The 11,744-nt window shown below is 70.6% G+C and carries 16 protein-coding genes; 12 read left to right on the forward strand and 4 right to left on the reverse strand.

Annotation, left to right across the window (positions count from 1 at the left end; genetic code table 11):
- The first annotated feature begins 40 nt into the window (after positions 1-40).
- The 4 genes from BLR04_RS12560 (at position 41) to BLR04_RS12575 (ending at position 3,155) form a co-directional block, all read left to right on the forward strand.
- A complete protein-coding gene (locus tag BLR04_RS12560) occupies positions 41-1,162 on the forward strand; it encodes a citrate/2-methylcitrate synthase (RefSeq protein WP_090763114.1) in 1,122 nt (373 codons plus the stop codon).
- Complete coding sequence (locus tag BLR04_RS12565) at positions 1,159-1,458, forward strand: DUF3017 domain-containing protein (protein WP_176903053.1); 300 nt, start codon at positions 1,159-1,161, stop codon at positions 1,456-1,458. The genes BLR04_RS12560 and BLR04_RS12565 overlap by 4 nt, the downstream gene beginning before the upstream one ends.
- A 51-nt stretch (positions 1,459-1,509) precedes the next feature.
- A complete protein-coding gene (locus BLR04_RS12570) occupies positions 1,510-2,727 on the forward strand; it encodes an NADP-dependent isocitrate dehydrogenase (protein ID WP_090763119.1) in 1,218 nt (405 codons plus the stop codon).
- Between the two features lie 161 nt (positions 2,728-2,888).
- A complete protein-coding gene (locus tag BLR04_RS12575) occupies positions 2,889-3,155 on the forward strand; it encodes a helix-turn-helix domain-containing protein (protein WP_090763122.1) in 267 nt (88 codons plus the stop codon).
- A gap of 4 nt (positions 3,156-3,159) precedes the next feature.
- Here the strand turns inward: BLR04_RS12575 and BLR04_RS12580 are convergent, their stop codons facing one another.
- Complete coding sequence (locus BLR04_RS12580; protein ID WP_090763125.1) at positions 3,160-3,606, reverse strand: anthrone oxygenase family protein; 447 nt, start codon at positions 3,604-3,606, stop codon at positions 3,160-3,162.
- Between the two features lie 90 nt (positions 3,607-3,696).
- Here BLR04_RS12580 and BLR04_RS12585 point away from each other — a divergent pair, with 90 nt between their 5' ends.
- Positions 3,697-4,275 carry a TetR/AcrR family transcriptional regulator gene (locus tag BLR04_RS12585; protein ID WP_090763128.1) on the forward strand — a complete coding sequence of 193 codons (579 nt, stop codon included), beginning with the start codon at positions 3,697-3,699 and terminating at the stop codon, positions 4,273-4,275.
- A gap of 20 nt (positions 4,276-4,295) precedes the next feature.
- On the opposite strand, the gene BLR04_RS42295 is transcribed toward BLR04_RS12585, so the two are convergent.
- The gene (locus BLR04_RS42295) at positions 4,296-4,520 is read right to left on the reverse strand and encodes a hypothetical protein (protein ID WP_090763131.1); all 225 of its coding nucleotides are present in this window, start codon (positions 4,518-4,520) and stop codon (positions 4,296-4,298) included.
- Between the two features lie 114 nt (positions 4,521-4,634).
- Between BLR04_RS42295 and BLR04_RS12595 the strand changes: the two genes are divergently transcribed.
- The 3 genes from BLR04_RS12595 to BLR04_RS12605 all read left to right on the forward strand — a co-directional run bounded on the left by BLR04_RS12595 (position 4,635) and on the right by BLR04_RS12605 (position 6,820).
- Positions 4,635-5,108 (forward strand): carboxymuconolactone decarboxylase family protein, encoded by a 474-nt coding sequence (locus BLR04_RS12595; RefSeq protein WP_090763134.1) that lies wholly within the window; start codon positions 4,635-4,637, stop codon positions 5,106-5,108.
- A gap of 26 nt (positions 5,109-5,134) precedes the next feature.
- A complete protein-coding gene (locus tag BLR04_RS12600; protein WP_090763844.1) occupies positions 5,135-6,052 on the forward strand; it encodes an RNA polymerase sigma-70 factor in 918 nt (305 codons plus the stop codon).
- A gap of 75 nt (positions 6,053-6,127) precedes the next feature.
- Positions 6,128-6,820 carry a nitroreductase gene (locus BLR04_RS12605; protein WP_218128860.1) on the forward strand — a complete coding sequence of 231 codons (693 nt, stop codon included), beginning with the start codon at positions 6,128-6,130 and terminating at the stop codon, positions 6,818-6,820.
- A gap of 4 nt (positions 6,821-6,824) precedes the next feature.
- Here the strand turns inward: BLR04_RS12605 and BLR04_RS12610 are convergent, their stop codons facing one another.
- The gene (locus tag BLR04_RS12610) at positions 6,825-7,454 is read right to left on the reverse strand and encodes a sigma-70 family RNA polymerase sigma factor (protein ID WP_218128861.1); all 630 of its coding nucleotides are present in this window, start codon (positions 7,452-7,454) and stop codon (positions 6,825-6,827) included.
- A gap of 123 nt (positions 7,455-7,577) precedes the next feature.
- Positions 7,578-8,048, reverse strand: coding sequence for a MarR family winged helix-turn-helix transcriptional regulator (locus BLR04_RS12615; protein ID WP_090763137.1), 471 nt, complete (start codon positions 8,046-8,048; stop codon positions 7,578-7,580).
- A gap of 124 nt (positions 8,049-8,172) precedes the next feature.
- On the opposite strand from BLR04_RS12615, the gene BLR04_RS12620 reads away from it, so the two are divergent.
- The 4 genes from BLR04_RS12620 to BLR04_RS12635 are packed head-to-tail and all read left to right on the forward strand — an operon-like array spanning position 8,173 to position 11,743.
- A complete protein-coding gene (locus BLR04_RS12620; protein ID WP_090763141.1) occupies positions 8,173-9,099 on the forward strand; it encodes a patatin-like phospholipase family protein in 927 nt (308 codons plus the stop codon).
- Positions 9,096-10,292 (forward strand): macrolide family glycosyltransferase, encoded by a 1,197-nt coding sequence (locus BLR04_RS12625; RefSeq protein WP_090763144.1) that lies wholly within the window; start codon positions 9,096-9,098, stop codon positions 10,290-10,292. The genes BLR04_RS12620 and BLR04_RS12625 overlap by 4 nt, the downstream gene beginning before the upstream one ends.
- 3 nt (positions 10,293-10,295) lie before the next feature.
- A complete protein-coding gene (locus BLR04_RS12630; protein ID WP_090763146.1) occupies positions 10,296-10,787 on the forward strand; it encodes a hypothetical protein in 492 nt (163 codons plus the stop codon).
- Positions 10,784-11,743, forward strand: coding sequence for a hypothetical protein (locus tag BLR04_RS12635; RefSeq protein ID WP_218128862.1), 960 nt, complete (start codon positions 10,784-10,786; stop codon positions 11,741-11,743). Before BLR04_RS12630 ends, BLR04_RS12635 begins: the two co-directional genes overlap by 4 nt.
- Position 11,744: the final 1 nt, after the last annotated feature.

Here is an 11,744-nt window from a genome sequence, read left to right on the forward strand (position 1 = left end):
ACGGGTAGACTTCGGACGGAGATAAGCGGAGGAAACAGTCATGGCGGACAAGCCCACGAAAGGTTTGGCCGATGTCGTAGCGGCGTCCACCGCGCTCAGCGACATCGACGGAAAAGCCGGTCGCCTCTTCTACCGGGGATACGACATCCACGACCTGGCCGGTCGAGCGACGTTCGAGGAAACCGCACATCTGCTGCAGCGCGGCAAGCTGCCCACCCGTACCGAGCTTGACTCCTACGGCGACGAGCTGGCGCGCGGACGCGAACTGGGCGCGCTCGTCTCCGCGAACATCGCGGAGATCGCCGAGAAGCAGAAACCCATGGAGGCGCTGCGCTCGCTGGTCTCCCTGGCCGGCGCCGACGACCCCGACAAGGACTCCACCGCCCACGACGCCAACCTGCGCAAAGCCGCGCGGCTCGTCGCGCAGCAGCCGCTCCTGGTCGCCCGCTACCACGCCGCCCGCACCGGCGGCAGCGCCCCGGACGCCGACGACTCCCTGAGCATCGCCGCCAACTTCCTGCTCCAGGTCACCGGTCGTACGCCCGCGCCCCGCGAGGTCGAGATCTTCGACGAGTGCCTGGTGCTGCACGCCGACCACACGATGAACGCCTCCACGTTCGCCGCCCGGGTGTGCGCCGCCACGCTGTCCGACATGCACTCCGCCATCGTGGCCGCCATCGGCACCCTCAAGGGCCCGCTGCACGGCGGGGCGAACGAGCAGGTCATGAAGACCCTGGAGTCGATTCCCGCCGGCGGCGTGGCGCAGGCCGTACGCGACAAGCTCGCCGCAGGCGAGAAGATCATGGGCTTCGGGCACCGCGTCTACAAGACCGAGGACCCGCGCGCCACCCACCTTCGCCGCATGTCGGCGGAGCTGGCCGAGGCGAGCGGCGACGACACCTACTACCGCATGTCGAAGGAAATGGAGGAGGTCGTCTTCGAGACGAAGGGCCTCTATCCCAACGTCGACTTTTACGCGGCCTCCGTCTACCACTACCTTGGCATTCCGACAGACCTGTTCACGCCGGTCTTCTCCATCAGCCGCATGTCCGGCTGGACCGCTCACGTCATCGAGCAGCACGCCGACAACCGGCTGATCCGCCCCGACAGTGAGTACATCGGTGAGACCGACCAGAAGTGGAAGCCGATAGAAGAGCGTTGAACGAACGGACCGAACGCGAGCGCTGGGGGCCGTACCTGCTGGTCTTGGCAGGTGCGGTCGTCAGTGTGGTCGTGATCATCATGGCGAACCCGCGCTGGGGCGGGTTCGCGCTGGGCGGGGTCATCATGGTCGCCGCGGCTCTGCGCTTCGCGGGGTTCGGCGGCCAGCTCGCCGTACGGAGCAGGAAGATCGACGCCATCACGCTGTCCCTGTTCGGGTTCGTGCTGGTGCTGACCTCGATGCTGCTCGACAACAACGAGCTGAAGGCGGTCATCCTGTCCCTTTTCACCCAGTGACGGACGGTCCGATAGCCTCAACGCAGCCATTCATTGAAGGGGAACATTCGCATGCCCAAGATCAAGGTGGAGGGTCCGGTCGTCGAGCTCGACGGCGACGAGATGACCCGGATCATCTGGCAGTTCATCAAGGACCAGCTGATCCTTCCCTACCTCGACGTCGATCTGAAGTACTACGACCTCGGCATCGAGCACCGGGACGCGACGGACGACCAGGTCACCATCGACGCCGCGAACGCCATCAAGAAGTACGGCGTCGGTGTGAAGTGCGCCACCATCACCCCTGACGAGGCGCGTGTCGAGGAGTTCGGGCTCAAGAAGATGTGGAAGTCCCCCAACGGGACCATCCGCAACATCCTCGGTGGTGTCATCTTCCGCGAGCCGATCATCATGTCGAACGTGCCGCGGCTCGTGCCCGGCTGGACCAAGCCGATCGTCGTCGGCCGTCACGCCTTCGGCGACCAGTACCGCGCCACCGACCTGAAGATCCCGGGCGAGGGCACCCTGACGCTGACCTTCACGCCGAAGGACGGCTCCGAGCCGATCGAGCTCGACGTCTACGACTTCCCCGGCAGCGGCATCGCGATGGCGATGTACAACCTGGACGAGTCGATCCGCGACTTCGCCCGCGCGTCGATGCGTTACGGACTCGCCCGTAACTACCCGGTCTACCTCTCGACGAAGAACACCATCCTCAAGGCGTACGACGGCCGCTTCAAGGACATCTTCGCCGAGGTCTTCGAGACCGAGTTCAAGGACGAGTTCGACAAGGCCGGCCTGACCTACGAGCACCGCCTCATCGACGACATGGTCGCCGCGGCGCTCAAGTGGGAGGGCGGCTACGTCTGGGCCGCGAAGAACTACGACGGTGACGTCCAGTCCGACACCGTCGCGCAGGGCTTCGGCTCGCTGGGCCTGATGACCTCCGTGCTCATGACCCCCGACGGCCGCACCGTCGAGGCCGAGGCGGCGCACGGCACCGTGACCCGCCACTACCGCCAGCACCAGCAGGGCAAGCCCACCTCCACCAACCCGATCGCCTCGATCTTCGCGTGGACGCGTGGCCTGGCCCACCGCGGCAAGCTCGACAACACCCCCGCGGTGGTCGAGTTCGCCGACAAGCTGGAGCAGGTCTGCATCGAGACCGTCGAGGGCGGCCAGATGACCAAGGACCTCGCGCTCCTGGTCGGCGGCGACGCCGAGTGGCTGACCACCCAGGACTTCCTGGCGGCGCTCGACGAGAACCTCAAGAAGAAGATGTCGGCCTAGTCGAACACGGCCCCTACCCTGCGTTCCGCAGGATAGGGGCCTTTTCGCGTTTCCGGCCTTCCGCGGTCCGTCTCCTCGATGCGGCAGATCCGACGACGGCGCCGCGCGAGGAGGCGGCGGCCCATCTTGCGGCGGCGCACAGGACGGCGCTGCGGCTCGGTATGCGCCCGCTCGTCGCGCAGGCCGCGGCGATGCCCATGGCGATCAGGACGTCCTCACGCGGACCGCTCACCGGGCGCGAGCACGAGATCGCCGGTCTGATCGCCGAGGGACTCAGCAACCGGGAGATCGCCAGTCGGCTGCGACTCTCGGAACGCACCGTGGAGGCACACGTCCGCGGCATCTTCACCAAGCTCGCCTGTACCTCGCGTGCCCGGGTGGCGGCCTGGTTCGTCGCCGAGGGCGCTCACCCTGACCGCCCCCGGTGAGGGGTCACGCGAGGGCGGTGACCAGCAGGGCGAAGGCGGCGACGATGACGGCGACGCGGACGTGGTGGAGGCGGTCCCAGCGGTTCATCTGCTGCTGCCAGTCGGCCGGTCGGTTGTCGGGGGTCCACGTCCTGCTCCGGTTGTTGATCGGGACGAGCAGCAGCACCGACATGAGCACGCTGACGATCAGCAGTGCGCCGGCCGTGACGGTGAGGACGTTGCCGGGGTGCTGCCATCCCAGGACGGCCCAGATCGCGACGAGGACGAGCGAACCGATGTACCAGAACGGCATCACGGCGCCGAGCATCCGTCCCCCGTGGGCGCGGCCGAGCTGGCTGCTGTCGGTGGGAAGCGCGTCGAGGATCCGGTTGATGACGAAGGCGACGGAGAACTCCACCCCCACCATCAGGCCGACGACCACGGTGGTGAAGACCTCGAGTGCGTTGAGCATGACGACCTCTCCATAATCTAGCGCTGCTAGCTGATGAAGCAACGCTAGAGCTACTGTCGCTCGTTTGTCTAGCGATGCTAGGATCAGCTCATGTCCGTACAGGAACGCAAGCAGCGGGAACGGGCGGAGCGCGAGCGCCTCATCGTGGCGACCGCCCGCGAGCTCGCCGAGCAGCAGGGCTGGGACGCGGTCACCACCCGCCGGCTCGCCGAGCGCATCGAATACAGCCAGCCCGTCCTCTACAGCCACTTCCGCGGCAAGCGCGAGATCATCGGCGCGGTCGCCCTCGAAGGCGCCGCCGAGATGGCCGCGGCGCTGCGGGCGGCGACCTCGGCCGCTGACGGCCCTCGCGCCCGGGTCGCCGCCCTCGCCGGCACCTACCTCGACTTCGCCGCGCGCAACCCGGCGGTCTACGACGCCATGTTCGAGCTCGACGGCGGCCTGGCCTTCGCGCACGAGGACACCCCGCAACCGCTGAAGGACGCCTTCGCCGCCCTGCTCGACAGCCTCACCGAGGTCGCCGGCGACGGCGTCCACCCGGGGCTGTTCACCGAGCTGTTCTGGGCGTCCCTGCACGGGCTGGCCACCCTCACCCGAGCGGGCCGGCTGCCGCCGGAGCACACAGAACGCAGGGTGGAGCTGCTGGTGAACCGGCTCGCCAAGCTCTGACGCGACTGGCGTCCACGGCGCTACGCGTGGTTGCGCTCGTGTGTCCGGGCCGGGTCGGGTCGGGGACGGCGTGACCAGAGCCAGGTCAGCAGGCTCTCGCCGATCCAGCCGTCCTGACGGCAGCCCGGCGGGACGGCGAACACGGCTGAGCCGACGGGCGTGGTCCATTCGTTCAGCAGGTCGGCCTCGGAAAGGCTGAAGCTGGACGAGGACGACGCGGCACAGCCGCACCGCCATCCTCGCACCCGCCCCCGCCGGTCCTGGGTCCGTGCCGTCCAGGAATCGGGACGGGATGTCACAGCGGGAGCGGCTCGTTCGTCTCAGGGTGCGTCACCATCGATTCACGAAGGGAACGCACCATGGACGCACGACTGAACTACTTCGACAACCCCACCGCGGGCAAGGTGCTCAAGCAGTTCATGTCGGTGGGCAGAGCCTTCAGGGAGTCGTCGCTGCCGGCCGCCACGCAGGAGCTCGTGGCGCTGCGCGTCAGTCAGATCAACGGCTGCGCCGCCTGCGTCGACCTGCACACGAAGGAGGCCGCCGCCGCGGGCGAGAGCTCGGTGCGGCTCAACCTGGTCGCGGCGTGGCGGGAGGCCACCGTCTTCACCGAGGCAGAACGCGCGGCACTGGAGTTCGCGGAGCAGGGCACCCGGGTCGCCGACGCCGGCACCGGGGTCAGCGACGAGGTGTGGGCGAACGCCGCCAAGCACTACGACCAGGAGCAGCTCACCACCCTGGTGTTCCTGGTCTCGTTCATGAACGCGGTGAACCGGCTGAACATCATCACCTGCCAGCCGGCCGGCGACTACCAGGTCGGCCAGTTCCACTGAGCCGGGCCGCGGAAGGGGTGAGCGAGATGGGCAGGATCGAGGAGTTCGAGGACCTGCGGCCGCTGCTGTTCTCGATCGCGTACCGGATTCTCGGGAGCGTGAGCGAGGCCGAGGACGCGGTGCAGGAGACGTGGCTGCGCTACGAGCTCGCGCCTGAGCGGCCCGAGTCGGTGAAGGCGTTCCTCTCGGCCGTGGTGACCAGGATCTCGATCGACGTCCTGCGCTCGGCGCGCGTCCAGCGGGAGGCGTACGTCGGCCCGTGGTTCCCCGAGCCGCTGCTCGCCGACCCGTACGAGGACCCGGCGCGGGCGGCGGAGCTGGCCGACTCGGTGTCGATGGCGTCGCTGCTGCTGCTGGAACGGCTCAGCCCGCTCGAACGGGCGGTCTTCGTGCTGCGCGAGGTGTTCGGCTTCGGCTACGACGAGATCGCGGCGGCGGTGGGCCGCTCGGAGGCGGCCTGCCGGCAGCTCGCCGTACGGGCGCGGCGGCACATGCAGGCCGGACGGCCGCGCTTCGCGGCGGCCCGCAGGGAGCGCGAGGAGCTGGCGTCACGGTTCTTCGCCGCCCTGAGCCAGGGCGACGTCACCGGCCTGCGCGACCTGCTCGCCGCGGACGTGTCGCTGGTCGGCGACGGCGGAGGCAAGGCCCCGCAGCTCGCCAGGGCGGTCGCCGGCGCCGACAACGTGGCCCGGCTGCTCGCGTCCGTGTTCGACCGGCTGATCGAGATGGGGGTGTCGTTCGAGCCCCACGAGGTCAACGGCCAGCCGGGGGCGATCTTCCGCGACCGGGACGACAAGGTGCTCTACACCGTGGTGCTCGACGTCCTCGACGGGAAGGTCCAGACGGTCCGGTCGGTGATCAACCCCGACAAGCTCACCCATCTCGGCCCGGTGGCGGACGCCTGGGCGCTCGACCGCGAAGTACGCCGGGCCCGACGCACCTGACCGCAGGCTGTCACATAATCCGATGTTCTACTGTCAAATGAGGTGACATGCGAAGTCGGACGGGGGAGGCAGCCGATGGTGGACGTGTACGAGGCGGTCAAGAGCCGGCGGGCGGTTCGCGCATTCACCGACCGGGAGGTCCCCAGGGAGGTGCTGGAGCGCGTCCTGTCGGCCGCGGCCTGGTCGCCGTCCGGATCGAACATCCAGCCCTGGCGCATCTACGTGGTGACCGGTGCCCCGCTGGCCGAGCTGAAGAAGCGCGCCGGTGAGCGGGTCGCCGCCGTCGACCCCTGGGACGAGCGGGAGTACGAGATGTACCCGGCCGACCTGAAGAACCCGTACCGGGAGCGCCGGTCGGCCTTCGGCAGGGAGCGGTACAGCGCGCTGGGCGTCGCCCGCGAGGACTGGGAGGCCCGCCAGCGGGCCGCCGCGGGCAACTGGCAGTGTTTCGGCGCCCCCGCCGCCCTGTTCTGCTACATCGACCGTGACATGGGCCGGCCGCAGTGGGCCGACCTCGGCATGTACCTGCAGACGGTCATGCTGCTGCTGCGCGCGGAAGGGCTGCACAGCTGCCCGCAGATGGCATGGTCGGTCTACCGCGCGACCGTCGCGGAGATCGTGTCGCCCCCTGACGGGCTCATCCTGTTCTGCGGCATGTCCATCGGGTTCGAGGACACCACGGGCAACTACGTCCGTACGGGACGGGCGCCCTTGGAGGAGACGGTCACGTTCGTCGAGGGGCCGGTCGCGTCGTCGCACGCGGCGTGAGCGCTCAGGCGGCGCGGGGGAGGCGGTCCGCGCCGCGGACGTCAGAGACGAGGAACGTCTCCAGCGCGGCGACGTCCCCCGTGCGGGCGGCGGCCAGGAAGGCGGCCAGCAGGCGGCGGTGCTCGACCGTGCGGGCGGGCCCGCGGCGGGCGGTGGCCAGGCGTCTGCGGGCGCGGCTCAGCACCTGGCGGACGTTGACCGGGCTGAGGTGCAGCAGCTCCGCGATCCGCGTGTAGGGGTGGACGAAGGCCTCCCTGAGCACGTAGACCGCCCGCTCGGCGGGGGTGAGCCGTTCGACCAGCAGCACGAGGGCCCGTTCGAGGTCCTCGTCCCGCTCGACGGCGAGCGTGAGGTCGTCGCCGGTGGCGACGGGTTCATGGAACCACGGTTCCGCGTTCGTCTCGCGCCGCCGGCGGGCGGAACGGGCGACGTTGATGGCCAGCCGGGTGGTGACCAGCGACAGGTAGGCCGCGTCGTTCCGCACGGCCGATCGGTCGGTGTGCTGCCAGCGCACCCAGACGTCCTGGAGAACGTCCTCGGCTTCCGACGCGCAGCGGACCACCCGGTAGGCGATGCCGAACAGGCGCGGGCCCAGCTCCATGAACGTGCCGGCGGCCTGTTCGAGGGCACTCACCTCGTCATGAACGTACAACGTCACCGACCCCCCGACCGGTTGCTTTCATAACGGTATCGACAGAAACAGTATCGTTCGATACTTATCTCAGGGTACGTGGAGGTCGGTGTGCTTCGTCCTGGCCTACTTGGCGGCGGGGTAAGCGAGCCGGGTCAGCAGGTCTTTCAGCAGTTCGGTCTCGCCGGGCTCCAGGTCGGCGACCAGACGCTCGGCCGCCGGCTCGGCCGTGAGGTGGGCCGCGTCGAACAGCTCCATGCCCTCGGGCGTGATCTCCACCGCGCGCACCCGCCGATCGCCCGGGACGGACTTGCGTACGGCCAGCCCCTTGCGCTCGAGATCGTCCACGACCCGCATGATCCCCGCCTTGTCGGACCCCGTCGCGGTGGCCAGGTCGCGCTGCACGGTCGGCCCCCGGTCGACCAGCACGATCAGCACCGCGAAATGCCGCAGCTCGATGCCGAGCGGCCGGACCGCCTCCGTCATCACCGTGAGCGCGCGCCAGTGCGCCTGGCGCAGCAGCAGGCCGAGAGCGAAGGGCGAGGTGTCGCCGGGGCGGGCGGTCGCCCGCGAGGCGGACGTTTTGTCGGAGCTCATTCCCCTATGTTAACAGAAACCTTCTCATTCGATATTGTATCGTTTGATACTAACTACCAGGAGGGCAGATGACGAAGATCATGAACACCCCGGCTCGCCGGATCGCCGTGAAAGGCGTCGAACCATGACGGGCGGCGCGGAGGCACCGATGGGCCTGCGTGCCCTTCCGCGTCCCGTGGCGGTCGTGGTCGGGGGCGGCGGCGTCCTCGGGGCCGCCCAGGTCGGCGTCGGGTACGCGCTGGAACAGCGAGGATTCGTCCCCGACCTGATCATCGGCACCTCGGTGGGCGCGCTCAACGGAGCCATCGCGGCCGCCCACCCCGGCCGGGCCGCCCCCTGGCTCGACCACGTCTGGACCCACGTACGGCGCCGCGAGGTGTTCCCGCTCGGCGTCTGGTCCTCCAGGGCGAGCATCTTCGCCGACCGCGGCCTGCGCCGGCTGATCGCCCGCGCCGAGCTGCCGCGGCGGATCGAACAACTGGACATCCCGTTCACCGCGGTCGCCATGGACCTGGCCACCGGCGCGCAGGAGCTGCTCGACCGCGGAGACCTGGAGTCCGCACTGCTCGCCAGCGCGGCCATCCCCGGGGTCCTGCCCCCGGTCGACCGGGAGGGCCGCACGCTCGTGGACGGGGGAGTGGTCGCCTTCGTCCCGGTACGGGCGGCCCTGGAGGCCGGGGCGGCCAGCGTGGTGGTGCTGTCCACCGGGCCGCACAGTTGGCCGCTGCGCCCGGTCGTCCCGCCCCGGCACGCCCGCGCGGTCGCCGCGCGGGCATGGCTGCTGCTGATGCACCACCAGATCGAGAGCGACCTGCGCCAGGTGTCAGAACGCATCCCCACGGTCGTGCTGCCGACCGGTGTCGAGACCTGGCCCGCCCCGTGGGACTTCGGTCACTCCCAGCGGCTGATCGAGACCGCCGCCGACGCGGCCGGCCGCTTCCTCGACGGGCTGAGGATCGCGGGCCCTGGCCTGTACGGCATCAACGACGGCATGGATCACGGCATGGATCACGGCATCGACGACACGGTCACGGCGGAGGTGGGCCGGTGAGCACCATCGCGTTCCTCAACATCCCTATGCACGGGCACGTCAACCCGACGCTGCCGGTCGTGGCGGAACTCGTCAGGCGGGGGCACTCCGTCGTCTGCCACACCTCGTCCGCCTTCGCGAAGGGGATCGAGGCCACCGGAGCCACTGTGCGCCTCCACCCGGGAGGCGACGCGCCGCTTCCCGACCCGCCGGTGCCGTTCACGATGCTGGACGGGCTCACCCGCGCCGCCGTCGGCCTGCTGCCCGCCGTGCTCGCCGACCTGCGGCGCGTCCGTCCCGACCTGGTCGTCCACGGGGCGGCCTGTCCGTGGGGCGCGGTCGCCGCCGAGGAACTGGGGGTGCCGGCGGCGGCGCTGTTCACCACGTTCGCGTTCAACCGGCACGCGCCCAGCCCCACCCGCGCGTCCTGGGACCTGCTGGCCTCGGCGGCCGTCCGGCCGCGCCACGCCGTGAGCTACATGCGCTCGCAGTGGCGGCTGCACCGCCGCTACCACGCCTCTGGGCTGCCGCTGCTCGACCTGCTCAACGTACGGGAGCCGCTCAACGTGGTCTTCACCTCGCGCGCGTTCCAGCCCGACGCCGGCGCCTTCGACGCGACCTACCGGTTCGTCGGCCCCAGCCTGGGCGCCCGTCCGCTCGACCCGACGTTCCCGCTCGACAGGCTGCGCTCCCCGGTGCTGTACGCCTCGCTCGGCACGGTGTTCACCGCCGAGCCGGGGCTGCTGCGCGCCTTCGCCGCCGCGCTCGCACCCCTGGCGGGAACCGTGGTCATCGCCACGGGACAGACCGACCCGGCCACGCTCGGCCCGCTGCCGGACAACGTGCTCGCCCGGCGCTTCGTCCCGCAACCCGAGGTGCTGGCCCGCGCCGCGCTGTTCGTGACGCACGGCGGGATGAACAGCGTCAACGAGGCCCTGTACGCCGGCGTCCCGATGCTGGTGATCCCGCAGGGCGCGGACCAGCCGGTCGTGGCCCGGCGGGTCGTCGAGCTCGGCGCCGGCCTGTCGATCCGTACCGAGGACGCCGCCGAGGGGCCCGTGCGCGCCCTCGCCGGACGCCTGCTCGGCGAGCCCGGCTTCCTGGCCGCGGCGCGGGCGCTGCAGGTCGCCCAGCGCGAGGCCGGCGGCTACCTGCGCGCCGCCGACGAACTGGAGCGCTACCTGCTCCACTCAGGGTCGGCACGGGAGCGCTGAGCGATGTCTCCCGTCGTGGTGGTCCTGCTGCTGTTCGCCGGGCTCTCGGAGGCGGCCGGTCGGATCCTGCCGCTCGTGGCCCGCCGTCCCGGCATGTCGCGCCGCAAAGCGGTCATGCTCCTGCTGTGCGGCGCCGCGGTCGAGGGCGCGGTGTTCGCGCTGTGGCCGCTGACCTCGTGGACGCTCGCCGAGCTGCTGGTGTCGCCTCCGCTGTCCGGCGTCGCCTCGCTGACCTGGACCCCGGGCATGGCCGCTCCGCTGCTGCTCGCCGCGATCCTGGCGTTCCCGCTGCTCGGGCCCCTGCTGCACCTGCTGCTCTTCGTGGGGGTCGGGGCCGGTCTCGTCACGCCGCTCGCCGCGACGACGGGGGTGGGCTGGTGGGCCGCCGCGGGCTGCGTGGCCGTCGCGGGCGTCGGGCTCGGCGTGACCGTCGAGGTTGTACGGCGCCTCGTGGCGAGGCTCAGCGGCGTGGCGCCACGGGGGCTGCTCGCATGATCGAGTTCCCGCTCTTCGCCCTGGTGCTCGGCCCCGTCCTGCTCGCCGAGGCCCTGCTGGCCCGCCACGAGGTCATGGCCTACACGGCCGGCTGGCGGACCCCCACCACCGAGCTTCCCCACGGCATGCCGTACGCGCGGGGCGCCGACCCGGACCGGCCCCCTGCCGCGTACCTGGTCTACCTGGACGGCATCGGCAAGCGCCGCTTCACCGACACCCGCGACGGCGGCCGGCTGGTCAAGGCCGTGATCGCCAAGGCGCCCGAACTGCGGGTGCTGGGCCAGGTGCAGCCGTACTCGCCGCTGGCGCACCCGCTGGTCAACCGGCCGGTGTGGGAGTGGCTGCGGCACCGCGCCGGGATCCTGCTGTTCCTGCACAACGTCATGCAGATCTTCGTGGCCGCCGACCGGCGCTACCGTCCGCTGTACAACCACGCCGTGGGCGCCCAGATCGCCGACCAGCTGTGCCGGGCCGGTTACCGTCCAGGCAGCGGCGTCCCCGTGGTGCTGCTCAGCTACAGCGGCGGCGCCCAGGTCGCCACCGGCGCGGTGGAGGAGTTGCACGCCCGGCTGCGCGCCCCGCTGCGGCTGATCACCCTCGGCGGGTTCCACAACGGCGCCAACGACCTCACCCACGTCCGCCACCTGTACCGGCTCACCAGCGGCAGCGACTGGATCGAACGGGTCGGCACCTGGATCTTCCCGCAGCGCTGGCCGCTGTTCCGCCGCAGCGGGTGGAACCGCGCCGTACGCGCCGGGAAGGTCAGCGCGTACGCGCTCGACCCGGCCACCCACATGGGACGGCGCAGCTACATCGACCCTGACGAGCGGCTGCCCGACGGCCGCAGCCACCTCGACCGCACCGCCGACGCGGTGGTCGCGCTCATCCACGTCCATCCGTTCCCGGCCCGTCAGAACGCACGGCTGAACGCCGGTGAAGCGGGATCCGGCGGGTAGC

This window comes from Nonomuraea maritima, from assembly GCF_900100395.1.
Taxonomy (GTDB): domain Bacteria; phylum Actinomycetota; class Actinomycetes; order Streptosporangiales; family Streptosporangiaceae; genus Nonomuraea; species Nonomuraea maritima.